Source organism: Desulfosarcina variabilis str. Montpellier (assembly GCF_048565275.1).
In the GTDB taxonomy this organism is placed as follows: domain Bacteria; phylum Desulfobacterota; class Desulfobacteria; order Desulfobacterales; family Desulfosarcinaceae; genus Desulfosarcina; species Desulfosarcina variabilis.
In genome coordinates, this window is the sequence record NZ_CP159846.1 from 572,575 (window position 1) to 590,746 (window position 18,172).

The window sequence follows — 18,172 nt, forward strand, 5'->3', positions numbered from 1 at the left end:
AAAACAACATCTGTAATGTAACGTTCGTTGTTTGATTGCCATGGCATCGGGGATCACCATGAAAGCGCATCGATCCAGCCAGACAGCTGAAAATATCGCCTTGGTACGGGCGATCGAATCGACCCGCCCGGCCGGCGACCGGATCTGCTTTGATCCGTGGGCCCGGCATTTTCTGTCGGAGGCGCTGGCCACCATTGTCGATTCGCCAGTGTTGCGGGCGCAGTTGATGGCCACCTGGGAGGTATTCACGCCAGGCGTATGCGGCGCGGTGCTGATGCGCAGCGATTTTATCGACCGCTGTCTGCAAGCCGCCATCGAGGCGGGGATCGAGCAATTGGTAATCCTGGGCGCCGGTTTTGATACCCGGGCGCTTCGATTGAAGGCGCTCGGGAATCTGGGGCGGATTTTCGAAATTGATCATCCGGCCACCCAGTCCGTAAAAATCGACAAACTTCGTCGTTTATCCACAGGCATTCCCAGTCATGTTACCTACATCGGCATTGATTTCGAGACCGAGCACCTTTCCGAGAAACTGCTGAAAAACGGATACACCCCCAAGACCCGGTCGTTTTTTATCTGGGAAGGCGTCACGTATTATATTCCCGCCGCGGCCGTCGAGGCCACCCTTGCCTTCATCGTTAACCAGTCCGGTGCGGGCAGCGGCTTGGTGTTTGACTATTTCTCGCCGGAGGTGGTGAACGGCACCTGCAGGCGTACCGAGGCCGCGAGGCTCAGGGCGGGACTGAAACGGTTCGGGGAATCCATTACATTCGGCATCTATCCTGAAACGATCAGCGATTTTCTGAACGCTCGCGGCTTTGATCTGATCACCAACCAACCGGCGACCCGCTATCAGGATACGCATTTTACGGGGGGCAGCCCGCAGCGAATGGTTTCGGAAATATTTCATTTCGTACATGCGGTGGTCAGTCTCCCGGCTGATCCATCCATCAACCACCGACAGACAAGGAGACCTCGATGAACACACATCCATCGGACCGGTTCAGAAAAGGCAAGGGGACAATGCTTGGGGTGATTGTTTGCATGGCGATCATTGTTATGATTGGTTCGGTAATCCGCCCGTCGGTAGCCGGTGCGAAAGGTCCTATCACGCTGACCTTCGGTGCGGAAAACGAATTTGCCGGGTTTGATGCCATCCAGGTGCGCGGTTTTGCCATCTGCGATGCCATTGCCAACCATGCCATCCAGGAGCGACTGTTCGATGCGGACGACAACGGGAACCTCGTTCCGGTTTTAGGGTTGTCGGCAATCGCTTCCGCAGACCAGACGGTCTGGACCGTAAAACTGCGGCAGGACGTCTTCTTCCATGACAAAACGCCGTTCAACGCCGATGCGGTGGTTGCTCACTGGCAACGGCTGCTGGATCCGGCCAATCGCTTCCGCGGCCGATCTACCTTCGCCCCGCTGTTGTCCGTTGAAAAACAAGATGCGTTTACGGTTCGATTCAACCTCAAGCACCCCTGGCTGCCCTTTCCACGGGTGCTGACGGAAACACGAATGCTGGGAACCTATATCCCGTCGCCCACGGCGGTGGATGCAGGTACCCAATTGCGTGCCCCGGTGGGAACCGGGCCGTTCATGTTCAAAACATGGACCGCCGGCGATCATTTCGAGGTGGTTCGCAACCCGAACTACTGGGGCAAGGTTCGGGGAAATCTGGATGCCATCGTATTTAAGTTCATTCCGGATGAGCAGACCCGCTACGCCAGTCTCAAATCCGGCCAGATGCAGATGATCTGGATGGACCGGGGAACGATCATCCGTCAGGCCGACACAGATCCCTCGGTCAGACACTACCAGTCTGACGGCGACGGGGCGGAGATCTTCGCGCTCAACACCACCATACCGCCGCTGGACGACAAACGCGTACGACTGGCGCTGGCCATGGCCTGGAACCAGACGGCCTGTGTGAAGATGAGTTATCAGGATGCCATTCCTGAGGCCGCCACCCCTTTTGGCAGCACCATCGATTGCGGCGATGCCGGCTATCCGGCCCATAATATAGCAAAAGCCAGGGCCCTGATCGCCGAGTACGGGCAGCCCGTTACCATCGAATGCCTGCACTCGGACAGCAAGCGCGGACGGGAGCAGGGCGAATTGCTGCAGCAGTTCGGCAAACGGATCGGCATCACGGTCAACCTGGTGGGATTGAGCTTCGGGCCGGTCATCAAGAAAGTACTCACCAAGAACTACCAGGTGTCCACCTGGCGCATGCCGCCGGCCGTCGATCAGGGGCCCTTGCTCTTCCGGGCCTTTCACTCCCAGAGCCGCACCAATGTATGCGGGTACAATAACCCCCAAATGGATCAACTGCTGCTGGCCCAGCGCATGGAGACCGATCCTGATCGGCGCGCGGCATTGCTCTGTGAGATTGCGCGGCTGATCAACGACGACGTTCCCGTCATCTACCGTGGCGGACGACGTTACCATGTACTGGCCCAGCCCGGTGTAAAGGATGTGGAAGACTTCAGAAACGGTATTGTCTCGTTGTCTCAGATTCGTTTGAATCGCTGAGGATGGTTTTTCTGGTTGACAGGTAAGGGAAAAGCATGGGGATATCCAAAATATAATGATCAACACATCAAAGATCCAAACAAAACGGTGGGGGGGCCATGGGAAAGCGAATACTGCGCTTGGTTGCCGTCGTTTTGACGGTCAGTGCCATTACGTTTTTGATGGTGGATCGTCTGCCCGGCGATGTGGCCTACCAGATCGCCGGGCCGGACGCCTCCCTGCAAGACGTGCAGGCCATCAGGCAGTCGCTCGGTCTCGATAAAAACATCGCCCTGCGTTACCTTACTTGGCTGGGCCGGGCCTTCACCGGCGATCTCGGCGTTTCCTACCTGACGCACGAGAAGGTGTGGGATGCGATTTCAGCCCGGCTGCCGGTGACCATCGAGTTGATGGTGCTGGCCCAGATGATTTCCCTGTGTCTTGCCGTTCCCATCGGCATTTACACGGCTTACCGACCCGGATCGATTACCGACAAAATTTGCGGCTGCATGGCCTTTGCCACCATGTCCGTGCCGGTGTTTGTCATGGCGCTGGTGCTGGTCCTCGTGTTTGCCCTGACACTTGGATGGCTGCCGGCCACCGGCTACATCCCCATTTCCCAGGGGCTGATCGACAACCTACGATCCATGATTCTGCCGGCGATGAGTATTGCCCTGATCGAGTGGGTACCGCTCATGCGCACCCTGAGAAGCGATATGATAACGACGCTCAAGGAAGACTATATTTTAGTGGCCCGATCCAAAGGGTTGCCCCCGGCCCGAATCCTGCTTTGCCATGCCCTGCGTTCTTCCCTGTTCACGCTGATTACCCTCTTGGGCCTTCACATCGGTCATCTGATCGGCGGATCGCTGATCGTCGAGATCGTTTTTGCCCTGCCGGGAATCGGCCGCCTGATGGTGGGGGCCATTTTCGGCAGGGATTTCATGATCGTTCAGGGGTGCATCCTTTTTATCGCCATCGCCTATGTGGCGGTAAACGGTATCGTGGACGTTTGTTACGCAGTGCTCGATCCACGAATTCGCAGAAAGAACGCCATTGGCTGAAGCAAGCAAAGACATACCGGTTGGCCGCAATGGTCAACGGCCGCTGTCCGAGGCCCTGGGGGTATCCTTCTGGCTGGCCCTGTTGTGGCTGGCCGTGGTTTTTGCCTTGGCGCTGACTGCGGGATGCTGGGCCTTGCCGCCCTATGATCGCATGCACTGGGACCACCCGGCGGCACCGCCGGGAACGGTGAGTCTGCTGCCGGATCAGGGTGGTGATGAATCCGCAGGGCCGGTCCAGTTCGTGCACATCTTAGGGACCGATACCATGGGGCGGGACATCCTGACGCGACTGATCTTCGGTGCCCGGGTGTCCCTGGCTGTGGGACTGCTCACGCCCCTGATCGGACTGATCGTCGGCGGAACGCTGGGCATGCTGGCCGGATTCTACCGGGGGGCGCTGGAAACGGTGGTGGGGGTGATGGTCGACGCTATTCTTGCATTTCCCGGGATTGTGCTGCTCCTGGCGATCACATTTTATCTGGGGCAGGGGCTGATCAACATTATCATCGCCCTGGCGGTGTTGACGATCCCGGTCTTCATCCGTGTGGCCCGGGCCAGTACCCTGAAGTTCTCCCAGCAGGCGTTCGTACACAGCGCGCGCATGCTCGGCCAGGGCGATATGAGTATTTTGCTGCGGGAAATATTGCCCAATATCATTTTGCCCCTGGTGGTCTATGGACTCCTCGTCGTTGCTTACATGATCGTTGCCGAGGGGGCGCTGAGTTTCATCGGGCTCGGCGTGCCGGCCCCGACGCCGAGCTGGGGCGGCATGATCGCCGAGGGCAAGGAGGTTCTGTCGCTGGCACCGCATGTCAGCCTGCTGCCATCGCTGGTCATGTTTGTGACGGTGCTGTCCTTCAACCTGATCGGCGACCGGCTGCGCGCAATCATCGATTTCAGGCAGGGGCAGTTATGAGCACGCGCAATGTTTCCAGCGACCCGCCTTTACTGAGCATCCAAGGACTGGGCGTCCGCCTGCCCACCCGCCATGGCGATGTGCGCGCCGTTGACGGGGTGTCCCTGACCCTGGCGCGCGGCAGAACTTTGGGGCTGGTCGGTGAATCCGGATGCGGAAAGAGTGTATTGTGCCGGGCGCTGATGGGCCTTTTGCCGGATGGCGCAACCCTCACCCCCGAGGCGGAAATCGTTTTTGAGGGCCAGGATCTGGCCGGGCTGTCGGAATCGGCCTATCGCCACATCCGCGGACGGCAAATCGCCATGGTGTTTCAGGACTGCCTTTCCTCCCTTAATCCGGTCATGACCATCGGCCGGCAGATTGCCGAAACACTGAGGGTCCATCTTCACATGGACTCGCGCACGGCCCGCGACCAGGCCATGGCGCTTTTGGATCAGGTCGACGTACCGGATCCGAAACAGCGTGTGGATTACTACCCTCACCAGCTTTCCGGCGGCATGCGTCAACGGGTGGCCACTGCCATGGCCATTGCCTGCCAGCCGGTGTTGTTGATTGCCGATGAGCCCACCACCGCCCTTGACGCCACGGTTCAGGAGGAACTTCTCAATTTGCTGTGCCGGCTGCAGGAACAGCGCCAGATGACCATGATTCTGGTGACGCACGATCTGAGCATGGCAGCCCGGCGGGCCCATGAGATCGCGGTCATGTATGCCGGCGGCATTGTCGAGAAAGCGCCGGCCGATCGATTTTTTGGCGGCATGCGCATGCCCTATAGCCAAGCATTGACGGATTGCATGCCGCGTCTGGATGCCCCGCCTCACTCCCCGCTGCGGTCCATCCGGGGGCAGCCGCCGGACCTGATACGGCCCATCCAGGGGTGTGCCTTCTCACCTCGCTGCGAGGTTGCGCACCCCCTCTGCTTCAGCAAACCGCCGCCGTTATTACCGGCGGCCGGGCATCCGGATCACTGGTTCGCCTGCTGGTATCCGCTGGCAAAAGGTGGGGCATGAAAGCAAAAATACCGATTTTAGAGGTCGTCGACCTTAGCGTCAGTTTCGATGTCGGCAGGAGAAAACGGCTGGATGCCGTGTGCGCGGTCTCGTTTGACCTGAAAAAGGGGGAGACCCTTGGATTGGTCGGTGAATCCGGGTGCGGGAAGTCTTCTCTGGCCAGGGCCGTGGTCCAGCTTCCCCGGCCCAGTGCCGGACGTGTTCTTTTTAATGGAGAAGATTTGGCACGGATCGGCAAAGGGCGCTTGAAACAGGTCAGGCCGCGCCTGCAATTGATTTTCCAGGATTCCATGGCGGCGTTGAATCCCAGGCGAAACGTCGGGCAAACCATTGCCATGCCGCTTGTTCTCATGAAAGAAGGGAATAACATTTATCGTCGATCCAAAGTGCATGAGATGATGGACGCGGTCGGGCTTGATCCGGATACCATCGATCATCGCCCCTTTCAGTTCTCCGGCGGACAGTGCCAACGCATTCAAGTGGCCAGGGCTTTGATGGCCCGGCCCGAGATTCTAATCTGTGACGAGCCGGTATCCTCATTGGATGTCTCGGTCCAGGCCCAGATCATCAATCTTCTGGAAAAGATGCGCGTTCGGTTCGGGCTCAGCATGGTCTTCATCACGCATGATATAGCCGTCTTGAAGCACATGGCCGACCGGGTGGCGGTGATGTATCTGGGCGAGATGTGTGAAATTGCTCCCAACGAAGCCCTTTTTGCCGCCCCCGCCCATCCCTATACGGCCGCATTGATGGCGGCGGTTTCATCATTTCCGGCAGACCGGGTACGGTGGCAAATGACACGACGCGATGCCAGGGTTCCGTCGGTGCTCGATCCACCGCCGGGGTGCCGATTCCATCCTCGTTGTCCCTGTTCCCGACGTGTTTGTACTGAGCGAAAACCGCAGTTGACTCGGATTGACGCAAAACGGCATGTGGCGTGTCACTTTCCATTGTCTTGACCCATTTTAGCATTTAAGGAGGTGGTCATGAGGGAGTGGATGATTCCCTGTTTTCTACTCGGGATCGTTTTATTTGCGCCTGGATGTGAAAAAAACGAGCCTTATCCGAAGGCAACCCCGTTGGTGGTAGAATTCTCATGGGAGGGAATGAAGCCTTGCGGGTGGGGCAATCCGGAAATTCATGTGGAGGGCATACCCTCCCAAACCCAATTTCTCGTCATCAGCATGTTTGATCATGCCTATAAGTATGACCATGGAACGGTTGTCATGCCGTTTACAGGTGACGGGAACATTACCCAGGATCGGTTCAAAGAAATCCAGGGGCCGTGCCCGTCCTGGACGCCCGGGCAGTATAAGATTACGGTCAAGGCCATTGACGATCAGGAAAAGGTTCTCGCCATCGGAAGCCATCAGCGACCGTTTCCGGAAAACGAGGAAAATCCGTAGATGCTATCATCCGAAAAAGGGAAGCAATCAAAATGCGACTACCCTAAAGGGACACCAAAAGTGACAAATCCGGCGGCATATACGGCGGATGAATCATAAAAACGAAAATGCGCGGTATCGGTCTGGTGGGTCAGGCCGGCCTGGATGTCGTGTACATCCTGCCCGATTTCTTTGAAGTACTGAATGCCCACCTGGGTGACCATGCCAGAAGGCATGCTCGAGCGCTTGATCAAGGTGTCCAGGTAGTCCAGATAGGCCGCGTTATTGACGTGGCCGTTGGGATCCAAATCCCCCGCGCGGGTTGTAATCGTCATCGTCTCCTTAAGGGGTGCGGCTTTGTCCACGGCAAAATCAATGGCTCCCGCACCGAGAACTTCTTCTGCCTCGGCCGTGTAAGGCGCTGATACCGCTTTGGGGATTTTGGTGATTCGTTTTTTGTTGAGATCGAAAAAGAGCCACTGGCTGGTCGCCGCGGCCACCTGCTCCTGATTGCAGAAGAGCTGATAATCCCTGCCGGCCCGAAATCCAACCGATCCCTTGTGCCAGGTACGCACGGTAAGCGGTTCCCGGTAGACCGGCAATCGCTGAATTCTCACGAGCATGCGGTTTAGAATCCAGACTGCACCGTCGGCCACCATCTTCTCATTACTCAATCCTACTGATTCAGAATGGTGCAGGGCCGCCCGCTGGAGCCGTTGAAACAAAACCGGCAATTTCATCCGAAAATCCGTATCCACGTCGTCGTATTGCACTGTTGTGGTTTGCTTGATTTTCATAGCTTTCCTTTTCAAACAGGCTCTTATCAGAAACGCACTACTTTTGCACCTTGCTGCCACACCCGGCTCTTCTTCAGCCATTGGTCACCGTCCACAGCGCGCGCCAGTTCCACGGCCAGATGGCGGATTTTAAGCCCCATTCCCTGGTTACGCCCCAGTCCGGAGATACAGGCCGGGCAGTTGGTGAGCACAAGCGTTTTACCTGCGGTTTCCTCCATCGCCGCTTTAAACGCATCTTTTTTGCGGGCGCGCATGGCTGCCGCGATATCCGGACGGCTCAGGGCCAGGGTCCCGGCCTCCCCGCAGCAATACGGGACAATAGTGGCCGGTTGTCCCAGCCGCTTGAGAAGGGCAGGACCTTCACCGTCCAGACTGTCGTGGCAGGGTGCATGATAGAGACAGTCGGGGGAAATGTCTGCCGTCAGGCCGCGGTCGATGAAAAGACGGCTGACATCGGCCATGGGGGCATCGAAAATGGCCGGGGCATTCATACCCACCAGCGCTTCCCGGCAGGTGCCGCAGCTCACCGCCACGGCAGTGAACTGAAAATGGCCGAACCGCTCGCGAATCTGGCTGAGGATGATGGCCACGCGCATGGCCTGGCTGCGGTGCAGTTCTGCTTTGGCGTTGACCTGGGCTGGAAAACCGCAGCATTGAAACGGTGGGGGCAGAATTACGCGAGAACCGGCATGGGTCAGAATGTGGATTGCAGCCAGGGAGATTTGTGAATAAAGGCGCTCGGAGCCGCAGCCGGGAAAGTAGAAAATCGTGTCCTTGGCTGGTTCTTCAGGCTCGATGATCACTGCCTGTCCGGTACCGCAGGCGGGCAGCCGACTGTAAAGGGTGCCCGATGGCACCGGCGGCATGGCCGATCGTAAAAGGGATGTTACGCCGCGACTGCTGGCTTTTCGCTTGCCGGGCAGCAGGTTCAGGGTCCAGGCTGCAAGGCGCTGCATGCGACTGCCCGCCCACAGGGCCGTGGGCCGTAAAACGGCATTGACCACCCGGGATTGGGTATCCAGAAATGCCAGGGCAAAACGGGTGGCTGGCGCGGTCTTGCGGTAGCGACGGTCGGTGAGAATCTGCCGCTCAAGCAGGGAAACAGCGCCGCTGTCGATGTCCACCGGGCAGGGCGGCTGGCATTTGTGGCAAATGGTGCAGTGATCGGCCACCTGGCCCAGGTATTTGAGGGCATCGAACCCGGTGGAACGAAAACGCTGGGTTTGGTACAGGATGGCTTCGATCAGGGCCACCACGGCCAGGTTCTTGTTGCGCGGATGGTAGAACAGATTCTCCTGGGGATGGAACACGCAGCAGGGTGTTTTGCAGCGTCCGCAGCGCACACAACCGGAGATCTGCTCGGCCAGGGCCTCCAGTTCCGCGTGGCGCAGAATGCTCGCCTCCAGTTCCAGCAGGTTGAATGACGGGGCGTACACCAAACCGGACGCCCGCGCATCTGCCAACTTGCCCGGATTCATGATCCCTTCCGGATCCACGCGCTGGCGGTACTGCCGCAAGGCCTCGATGCGCGCCTTGTCCAGGTATTTGAACTTGGTGAACCCGATGCCGTGTTCACCGCTCACCGACCCGTCCAGTTCCACGGCCTTGGCCATGACCGCATCGGCGGTTTCGGCGGCCCGGATCATCATCTCCCGGTCATTGGAAAAAACCGGAATGTTGACATGGATGTTGCCGTCGCCGGCGTGCATGTGGGTGGCGATGACGATCAGGCGCGAGCGGGTATCGGCGTAAATCTCTTCAATTTCCTGGTTGATTTTTACGTATCCGCTGAAGAGGTCTTCCAGCTCGGTCTTGAGCTGGCGGATATGAGTTTCCTCCTGCAGGTGATGCTTGCCGGCCAGCCGGATCCGCTCCAGGGCCGCCATGAACAGCTGTTTGGCGGCCGGCAGCTTGGCGGCCAGCCATTCGGGATCTTCCAGCGGCGTGGCGGTTTCCAGGTGCGTGCCCAGGCGAAATACCAGGTCCAGCTGATTTTCGCGCTGCTCTTCGGCATTGATATCATCGGCGAACTGGGCGAACTCGGCCAGAGCACAAATGGGCAGGACGATATCCTCGTTGAGCTTGAAGGACTGGGTCCGCCGGGCAATGGCCCCCAGCCGTTTGCGGTCCCGCCAGAAGCGCTCGGCTTCTGCATCATTTTCAGCGATAAACAGGTGCGTATTGGGGTAGTCGGCCATGAGCGTATCGAGTCGGTCAAGACCGCGCTGGATCTGAGCCTCGTCATGGCCCACCATGTCCACCAACAGTACGGCCTTGGGCAGGTCCTGGCGTGGGGCTTTGACCTTGTAGCCGATGGCGCGCACATAGGCATCGTCGAAATGCTCCAGGGCCATGAGGGTTTCTTCACCGCGGTTGGGAAACGCATCGCACATGGCGGCAATGGCCCGGCTGGCCTCGTCCATGTCCTCGCCGAAAAATTCCAGGCAGCAGGTGGCCTGAACCGGATAGGGGCGATGTAGAATAAAGCGTGCCGAGGTGATGATACCGTCGGTGCCCTCTTTCTGAAGCCCGGGTACACCGCCCAGGGCCTTGTTGGTGATGTCTTTGCCCAGGCCGGGCTGTCGAATGTCCAGACCGGTCAGGTCCACGGCGCGGACCACGGCGCCCGTGTCATCGATCACCTCGAAACGCAACCGGTCCCCAGGCAGAATGCGCCGCCAGGTAGGGGCCACGCGGCGGATCGTGTAAAGATGGCCGTCGGGCATGGCCATGGTGAAATCCAGCACATTGTCGATGGCCGTGCCCCAGAGCACGGCTTTTTTACCGCCGGCGTTTTCGGCGATATTGCCGCCGATGGTACAGGCCCAGGAACTGGTGGGATCGGTGGCAAACACAAATCCATGGCCTTTGGCATAGTCCATGGCCGCATTGGTGATTACACCGGTTTCCAGGTGCAAAACGGCCTCAGCCTCATCCGATGCCTGGCTGTTGTTCTGCTCGATGCCGTGGATGCGGTTGAGCCGTTCAGTATTGACGATTACACAGCCACCCGCCAGTGGCACGCTGCCGCCGGTTAGGCCTGTTCCGCCACCACGGGGAATGACCTTGAAACCGGCCGTGGCCAGGGCCTGGATCACCAACGGTACCTGAGCCTGGGTGGTGGGGCGGACCACGGCCACCGGCAGGCAAAGCCGCCAGTTGGTGGCGTCGGTCACATGGGCGTTGATGGTGAACGGATCGATAAAGACATTGTCGCGGCCGACGATGGGGGCCAATTGACGAACGATCCGACGTTGGCCGTCGCGAATGTTGCGGATGCCGGCATCGCTATCGGCCAGGCACCGGTGGCAGTCGTCGACCACCGGTGCGAGATCGGTGTGCTCGGCTGCCGCTTGTCGGACCATGTCCAGATCCTGCCCGATGGTACCAAAATAGTGGTGGTGAAAACGAGTGGAGGCAATCAGGTCGTGACGTAAAAACGGATTGCGCCGCAGCATGAACATATCGCCCAAAAAACGTGCCAGGGGGCGCTGCAAGGGCCCGCCCCGGTCAAGCAGGCGGCTTTTTTGAAGACGGTTAAAAGCGTCGTCGCCAATTAAAAGGCGAATGATCTGGCCATCATCGGCCGACGTGTAATTAAAAGGGATGATTCTTTCTTTTTTTGACATGTTGTGGACCACATATAGATCATATCGAAACGCCGGGTTGAAAAATTAGTATTATACTTCCATAAAAAAGATTCCAAAAAGGCGCCAGCGTCTAAGCTTAGTAAAAAACCGCTTCCAAATCACAATTCGAATCGTTTAGCAACTCTTTCAACTATTAAATGATAATGCCGATATTAAAAGAATCATGTATGCGTAAGTATTAATCAAGCAACGCCAAGGGGGAGAAAGACGGATGCAAGACGCAAACCAGGGAAAACGTTCCACTGATTTTGATCGTGAAACATACCTGAAGATACTGGTAACGATCGCACGGGCGGACAAGGATAATGGTCCTGCCGAATATGCCTACATCCGTAAACAAGCCATCGAGATGGGTGTAGACTACGAACTCGTGCTCAGAGATACCGACAATCAATTTGAAGTCGAGGCCCAAAAAGTGTCCCGCCTGACCGCGTTGCGCGTTCTTAAAGATGCGATCATGATTGCATCCATGGATGGCAACTTCAGCCTGCCTGAAAAACAAAAAGTTTACACCTACGCCGAAAAACTGGACGTTCCCCGGATCGATGTGGATAAACTGGAGGTGTTGGTGGGAGAGATGCGGGCGTTGGAAAACCGCTGGAACGATTTGGTCGCCGATCATTCGCATGAGTAACGGCACCATTGTCTCTCTTTCTCGACATCGTTAGTCATCTCAGCGCTTTTTGTAAAGCCGCGTTTATGCATGGGGCACAGGGGTATCGATTCCTTCAATCCCTGGATCCCTGGTTTTCGCTGCTGCTTTTCATTGCATGCTCCATGCTGATGGTTTATCGGCTCAACGTGCTGGAGCGCAAAGGGCTGGAAGGTACCGTGCTGGGGACCCTGGTCATGCCCTATGCATCCGGATTCCCCAACCTGATGTTCGCCTTTTCCCTGGGTCGCCAGGGAGGCAGCGGATCGGTGATTTTAGAGAACTGTATTGTCAATAACGTTACCAATCTGACCCTGCTGATTGGGTTGCCGGCCCTGGTGTGGACCCTCAATATCGTCCCCCGCCGTTCGGCCAAAGGCGGGCGCCGTCCCCCATCCAAATTGCAGCGCCTGAACAGCCTTAGTTTAGTGCTGACCATTGTCGCGCTTTTTTTCTTTACGGGGGCCCTATGGGCGTTGGGCCGTGACGGGCGGCTGGATTTTGGCGATGGTCTGGTGTTGGTGGGTATTTTTATCTTCTGGCAGGTGCTGCATGTATTCGACGTGCTCAAGTACAATATTCATAAGCGGCGCAGCCTGCCCTGGACCATTTGGGGCGATATCTTTCTGATTGTGCTTCTGGGTGCCGGCGTGTTGCATGGGGTCGACCGCCTCGTGGCCTGGGTCATGGCCCTTGGCCCTGGGTTTATCCTCTACGATCAGCTGGGGATGCTGAGCGGCTGCCTCATGGTTTTGCCCAATGCGACCCTGGCCGCTTACTATGCCTGGGCCGGCCGCGCGGACATTGTTTACAGCTCCCAGGTCGGCGACGGGCATATCTGTATTCCCATGTGTATCGGTCTGTTTGCCCTTTTTTGCGTGATTCAGGTCCCGGCCCAGATGATGATCGGAATTGTCATTATTTTGGCTGCCGGTTTGCTGCACCTTTTCTTTATTTCCGTCATGGGCCGCCTGCCGCGGTTCATGGGGGCCACGCTGACCCTTGCCTATGGGGTCTATTTTTACACCGGGTTCATGGGATAGACTTGTAACCTTATCGTAACCCACCTCTGTTATAATTATTTGACAATCATTTGGGGCGAATATCCGTCATTATTTAATTTGAAGGCCCGCTATGCAGCGCGTTGAAAAACAAATCCGAGCAGCATGCCTGTGCTTGACCATCGGCATGGGCCTCCTTTTGTATCCATTATCCGGGCGACAGGCTGCCTGGGCCGCGTCCTCCCGGATTGAAACCATGTCCATGGACGAGTTGAATCGGCTGATGGGTGGCGGACAGGGGATGTACCTGATGTTCTTCACCGCATCCTGGTGCGGACACTGTAAAACCATGCTGCCGACCCTCAACCGCCTGTACCAGCATTTTCACCAAAGTGGACTGCACTTTGTGGCCATCAGTATCGACGCCGGCGGACCGCAGGCCATGCAGCGGGTGTTAAGCGACCATCGGGTGGATTTTCCCGTTTACTGGGTGGGCGAATCCGCTGTCGATGCGCTCAGGTTGATCGGTATTCCAATGATTTTTTTAATCAAAAAAGATCATCGGGTTGAAAAAATACCCGGAACATGTTCCTATACATTTCTCGAAGCCAAAATTCAGGACTTGATCAAATGAAAAGATCCATCATCATTATTCTGGGGGTGTTGACCAGCATGATGATGGCCTGCACCAACACCCCTGAAGATCCCCTGTCCACCATTTTGTCCCCGGGGATTACCGATGACCAGGTGCGGGTCGGGTCTTCCCTGGCCCTGGGCGGACACGCCGGATACCTGGGAACCCAAACCCTGCATGGGGCCCTGGCCTATATTCAGCACGTCAACGATTTGGGCGGCATCCATGGCCGCAGGATTCATGTGAAGGTCTATGATGACGGCTATGATCCCCCCCGCTGTGTAACCAACACCCAGAAGCTGATTATCGAAGACAAGGTGTTTGCCCTTTTCTGCTATATGGGCACACCTACAACGGTCAAAATTCTGCCCCTGGTCGACGAGGCCAGAATCCCCGTGGTCGGCATGTTCACCGGCGCCAACGCACTCCGGGAACCCCACAACCGTTATGTGATCAATGTTCGTGCGTCCTATTACCAGGAGACCGGTGCGGCGGTGAAACATCTTGTCGAAGAACTCAAACTTGAACGGATCGCCGTCTTTTATCAGTACGATGCCTACGGATTCGACGGCCTGAAAGGAACGGAGATCGCCCTGCGCCCCTATGGACTGGTGCCGGTAGCCACGGGTACGTACATCCGCGGCACCCTGGATGTGGCGGAGGGCCTACGTAAAATCATGGCCAGCGGGGCCGAAGCTGTGGTGATGATCGGCACCTATGAGCCCTGCGCCAAATTTATCCGTCTGGCCAGCCAAAAGGGTTTTTCTCCTGTTTTCTATAATGTTTCCTTTGTGGGAGCCGACGAGTTGGCCCGGCTGCTCGGCGACGTTGATGAGAAAATTATCGTTACCCAGGTGGTGCCGCCGCCGGAGGTGTCCGAAACGCAGCAGCTCTGGGGTGCCCAGGAATATATCGAGCTGCTACGGCGCTACTATCCGGCGGATCGACCCAATTTCGTGAGCCTGGAAGGCTACATCAACGCCAAGGTATTGGTAGAAGGGCTCAAGCGGGCCGGGCGGGATCTGAACCGCGAAACCTTCATCAACAGCATCGAATCGATCCATAACCTGGATCTGGGCATTGACAACCTTTTGTCTTTCAGTGCCAGTGATCACCAAGGGTTGGAAAGGGTTTACTTTACCTACCTTCAGGATGGAAAATTTGTATGGCGCAACCACTGATCGACAGCATTAAAAATCGCAGCCTGAAGAATAAGATATTCTTCTCGGTCACGGTCGTGATTTTGCTGATCAGTGTGCTGATCGCCCTGTTCACGCGCTGGATTCTAATCTCCACGCTGACATCGGAACTCAAACTGCGCGGCCTGGGCATCGGTTACAGTATTGCTGAAAGCTGCAGAAGCGATCTGCTTACCGAAGACATCCCCCAGCTGACCAGCCTTATTTTCGATGCCCGGCTGGGCGCGCGCCGGGAACTGGTCGGCTATGTGTTCATTATAGATAAGCAGGACCGGATTCTGGCCCATACGTTTATCCGCGATTTCCCCGCACAAATCGCCACTGCCAATCGGATCGACCCGGAAAAAGACCACCGGATTCAGTTGATGACGATGGACAACGACAAGGTCTACGATGTGGCCGTGGCTGTCAACGAGGGGATCTATCGCATCGGCGCTGTGCATGTGGGACTGTACAAAAAGCACATTGATGTGCTGATCAACAAGCTGCGCACGACCTTTCTGGGGTTTGTGTCGGTGGTGATTCTCTTCTTCTTCATCATCAGTCATCATCTGGCCAAGACGATCACCCGCCCGATCGCTAAACTGACCCGGGTGTCCGACGAGATCAGCCGCGGCATTTTCGATATCGAACTGAAGATGGAAAGCGGGCTTGAGCGAAGCGGCGACAAGGATGAGGTCCGTCAACTGTCACGCTCTTTCATCAACATGACCAACCGGATCAAGGAATCCCAGGCCAAGCTTAAAGAATCGGACAACAAGTATCGCTCCCTGTTTGCCAGCGGTCCCAACCCCATTTTCGTGCTGGATCGCCAAAGCCTTAACATTCTCAGCGCCAACCCCAGCGCCGAGGAAACTTTTGGCTATACCCGGGAAGAACTGGTGGGGCGTCCGTTTACCGACCTGGGGCCGTTTGAGTTGAGTGCCGATCAGTTGCTGACGTTCTCCACCCAGCCGACCGGCCGCGTCACCAGCGTCAGTTCCAAGGTGCAGTATCTGAAGAAAAACGGCGAGGCGATCTATGTCAACGTACATGCCTGCCCGGTGCATTTCGAAAACAAGCAGGCGCTGATCGTGGCCACCACCGATATTTCCGAGATGGTGGAAAAGGACAGCCAGTTGATTCAGGCCAGCAAGATGACGACCCTGGGGGAGATGTCCGCCGGTATCGCCCATGAACTCAACCAGCCCCTTAACGCCATCAAAATGGGCAGTGATTTTCTGGAGATGATGATCGAAAAGGAAATGCCTGTGACTGAGCAGCAGCTCTTCCAGATCGTCCGTGAAGTGAGCAGCCAGGTCGACCGGGCGGAAGGGATTATCCGCCGGCTCAGGGATTTTGGCCGAAAAACCGATTTTACCAAGGAGAAGATTTTCATCAATGATCCCATCATCTCAGTACTGGACATCATCGGCCGGCAGCTTCGCCTGCAGAATATCGATGTCCAGCTGCAGTTGACGGAAAATCTGCCGGCCATACTGGCCCACCACAACCGCATGGAGCAGGTGATCTTCAACCTTTTAACCAACGCCCGGGATGCCATCAATCTGAAGGAAGAGTCAACCCTGCGCAACAACCAGCGCACCATTGTCATCAGAAGCTATACCGACAATGACCGGGTGGTGGTCTGTGTTTCAGATACCGGCATCGGCATCGATCCGACGGTCAAGGACCAGATTTTCGAAGCTTTTTTTACCACCAAAAAGATGGGCGAAGGAATGGGACTGGGGCTTTCCATCACCAACGGGATCGTTGAGGATTACGGCGGAAAAATCCAAATCGACAGCATTGAAGGCCGGGGGACCACCTTTCATTTGAGTTTCCCGATGGTTCCCTGAAGCGAAACCGGGCAGGAGTAAGCGTTCACAGGGCACCACATCTGCTTTGTTCCCGGGCACTTGAAGTACGACTAGTACGTCGGCGTGCCCGGCGCCGCCCATCTGCGGCACCCTGTAAACGCTTACAGGCCAGTATTTTACAATCAATTGGTCATTTTAGCCCCGTGAACATGTACGGGCAGGGAGTGTATGATGCAGGCGCACAAAGTTCTGGTAATTGATGACGAGAAACCGACCTTGAGCATGTTCCAGCTTTTTCTCAAGGCCTATGGGTACGACGTGCTGCTGGCCGAAAACGGTCTTCAGGGATTGGAGATGTTTGCCGCCGAGCGACCGGCGATAGTCTTCACCGACATCAAAATGCCCGGCATGGACGGTTTTGACGTGTTGGACCGCATCAAGGCCGAGGCGCCTCAAACCGAAGTGATCGTCATTACCGGCCACGGTGACATGGAGCTGGCCGTCAAGGCCCTGAATCACGAAGCCACCGATTTCATCAACAAACCCATTCACCGCTCCGCCCTGGACGCCGCCCTGCACCGCGCCGAAGAACGCATCCATGCGGCCAAGGCAGATACTACCGGCATCGACAGCCGCCAGGAAAACGATCTTCACATCATCGAGATTACGGGCCATGTCAGCGCCGCATCCGAACGGGAGCTGATGGATGCTTATGCCGGCGGGGAACCCAGCCCTAAAAGCAAGATTCTGCTGCGCTTTGATCAGAATACCACCATCAACGGCGCCGGACTCGGTGTCTTGATTCAATTGCTGTCGGAATGTCGCAAAAAGCACCAGGCGGTGGCGATCACCGGCATTACCGGAAATTTTGCCCAGATTTTTGACATGGTGGGCATCACCCAGCTGGCGGCGATTGCCGCCGATGAACAGGAGGCCAAAACCTACTTGAACGGTGAATGCAAATGAGGTGCAACCATGATGCAAGCAAGACGACTCATCTGGCTGTTTGGAATCGTTGCGGTGATTGCAGGATGGGGAGGCCCGGGGTTTTGCGAGGCGACCGCCACCCCCCGCAAGGGCGGGCAGCTGCCCCCGCTTACCCTTGGCGCACCGGCAACCCAGAAGGATTGTGATTACCTGGGCGTTGATGCCGGACAATCTTTTACCCTGGCCGATGTGAAGGCCGATTTTCTCGTTATCGAGATCATTGGTGTCTATTGCCCCCAGTGCCATCATCAGCGGCCGCACATCAACCGCCTGTATCATCGCGTTCAGAAGGATGCCCGGCTGGCGGCAACGGTCAAATTTATAGGGATCGCCGTCGGGGCCTCGGCCATGGAGGCGGCCTATCTGGTGCGCGATGCCCACATTCCCTATCCCATCATCATCGATGAATCCTTTGCGCTGCATAAACAGCTGGGCGAGCCGCGCACCCCCTTCAATCTGGTGGCCACCAGAGCGGGACAGGTGGTGTGGGACCACCTGGGCATCATCAAGGATATGGATGCCTTTTATGCCACCCTGAAATCCCTGGCTGGTCAGTAGACCGAT

General features: G+C 56.8%; 16 protein-coding genes. 14 read left to right on the forward strand and 2 right to left on the reverse strand.

From position 1 onward, the window contains the following. Positions 1 to 58: 58 nt before the first annotated feature. From Dvar_RS02600 to Dvar_RS02630, 7 genes are all read left to right on the forward strand, one after another. Positions 59 to 982, forward strand: coding sequence for a class I SAM-dependent methyltransferase (locus tag Dvar_RS02600; RefSeq protein WP_419660173.1), 924 nt, complete (start codon positions 59 to 61; stop codon positions 980 to 982). Next, positions 979 to 2,535, forward strand: a complete 1,557-nt coding sequence (locus tag Dvar_RS02605) for an ABC transporter substrate-binding protein (protein WP_419660174.1) — start codon at positions 979 to 981, stop codon at positions 2,533 to 2,535. Before Dvar_RS02600 ends, Dvar_RS02605 begins: the two co-directional genes overlap by 4 nt. Positions 2,536 to 2,633: 98 nt before the next feature. Next, positions 2,634 to 3,578, forward strand: coding sequence for an ABC transporter permease (locus Dvar_RS02610; RefSeq protein ID WP_419660175.1), 945 nt, complete (start codon positions 2,634 to 2,636; stop codon positions 3,576 to 3,578). Continuing rightward, entirely contained in the window at positions 3,571 to 4,494 is a 924-nt protein-coding gene (locus tag Dvar_RS02615; protein WP_419660176.1) for an ABC transporter permease, read from the forward strand. The genes Dvar_RS02610 and Dvar_RS02615 overlap by 8 nt, the downstream gene beginning before the upstream one ends. Beyond that, positions 4,491 to 5,504 (forward strand): ABC transporter ATP-binding protein, encoded by a 1,014-nt coding sequence (locus Dvar_RS02620; RefSeq protein WP_419660177.1) that lies wholly within the window; start codon positions 4,491 to 4,493, stop codon positions 5,502 to 5,504. The genes Dvar_RS02615 and Dvar_RS02620 overlap by 4 nt, the downstream gene beginning before the upstream one ends. Next, positions 5,501 to 6,463 (forward strand): oligopeptide/dipeptide ABC transporter ATP-binding protein, encoded by a 963-nt coding sequence (locus tag Dvar_RS02625; protein WP_419660178.1) that lies wholly within the window; start codon positions 5,501 to 5,503, stop codon positions 6,461 to 6,463. Before Dvar_RS02620 ends, Dvar_RS02625 begins: the two co-directional genes overlap by 4 nt. A 27-nt stretch (positions 6,464 to 6,490) precedes the next feature. Further along, the gene (locus tag Dvar_RS02630) at positions 6,491 to 6,910 is read left to right on the forward strand and encodes a hypothetical protein (RefSeq protein WP_419660179.1); all 420 of its coding nucleotides are present in this window, start codon (positions 6,491 to 6,493) and stop codon (positions 6,908 to 6,910) included. A 38-nt stretch (positions 6,911 to 6,948) separates the two neighbouring features. On the opposite strand, the gene Dvar_RS02635 is transcribed toward Dvar_RS02630, so the two are convergent. Beyond that, entirely contained in the window at positions 6,949 to 7,686 is a 738-nt protein-coding gene (locus Dvar_RS02635; RefSeq protein WP_419660180.1) for an acyl-[acyl-carrier-protein] thioesterase, read from the reverse strand. Positions 7,687 to 7,712: 26 nt separating this feature from the next. After that, positions 7,713 to 11,315 (reverse strand): DUF3683 domain-containing protein, encoded by a 3,603-nt coding sequence (locus Dvar_RS02640; protein WP_419660181.1) that lies wholly within the window; start codon positions 11,313 to 11,315, stop codon positions 7,713 to 7,715. A 232-nt stretch (positions 11,316 to 11,547) separates the two neighbouring features. Here Dvar_RS02640 and Dvar_RS02645 point away from each other — a divergent pair, with 232 nt between their 5' ends. The 7 genes from Dvar_RS02645 to Dvar_RS02675 all read left to right on the forward strand — a co-directional run bounded on the left by Dvar_RS02645 (position 11,548) and on the right by Dvar_RS02675 (position 18,166). After that, a complete protein-coding gene (locus Dvar_RS02645; protein WP_419660182.1) occupies positions 11,548 to 11,970 on the forward strand; it encodes a hypothetical protein in 423 nt (140 codons plus the stop codon). A 65-nt stretch (positions 11,971 to 12,035) separates the two neighbouring features. Further along, positions 12,036 to 13,031 carry a hypothetical protein gene (locus Dvar_RS02650; protein WP_419660183.1) on the forward strand — a complete coding sequence of 332 codons (996 nt, stop codon included), beginning with the start codon at positions 12,036 to 12,038 and terminating at the stop codon, positions 13,029 to 13,031. A gap of 91 nt (positions 13,032 to 13,122) precedes the next feature. Next, positions 13,123 to 13,623, forward strand: coding sequence for a TlpA disulfide reductase family protein (locus tag Dvar_RS02655; protein WP_419660184.1), 501 nt, complete (start codon positions 13,123 to 13,125; stop codon positions 13,621 to 13,623). After that, the gene (locus Dvar_RS02660; protein ID WP_419660185.1) at positions 13,620 to 14,804 is read left to right on the forward strand and encodes an ABC transporter substrate-binding protein; all 1,185 of its coding nucleotides are present in this window, start codon (positions 13,620 to 13,622) and stop codon (positions 14,802 to 14,804) included. Before Dvar_RS02655 ends, Dvar_RS02660 begins: the two co-directional genes overlap by 4 nt. Then, the gene (locus Dvar_RS02665) at positions 14,789 to 16,660 is read left to right on the forward strand and encodes an ATP-binding protein (RefSeq protein ID WP_419660186.1); all 1,872 of its coding nucleotides are present in this window, start codon (positions 14,789 to 14,791) and stop codon (positions 16,658 to 16,660) included. The genes Dvar_RS02660 and Dvar_RS02665 overlap by 16 nt, the downstream gene beginning before the upstream one ends. Before the next feature lie 189 nt (positions 16,661 to 16,849). Then, positions 16,850 to 17,587 carry a response regulator gene (locus Dvar_RS02670; protein ID WP_419660187.1) on the forward strand — a complete coding sequence of 246 codons (738 nt, stop codon included), beginning with the start codon at positions 16,850 to 16,852 and terminating at the stop codon, positions 17,585 to 17,587. Positions 17,588 to 17,596: 9 nt separating this feature from the next. Beyond that, positions 17,597 to 18,166: a TlpA family protein disulfide reductase gene (locus Dvar_RS02675; protein ID WP_419660188.1), complete on the forward strand. Its 570-nt coding sequence runs from the start codon at positions 17,597 to 17,599 to the stop codon at positions 18,164 to 18,166. Positions 18,167 to 18,172: the final 6 nt, after the last annotated feature.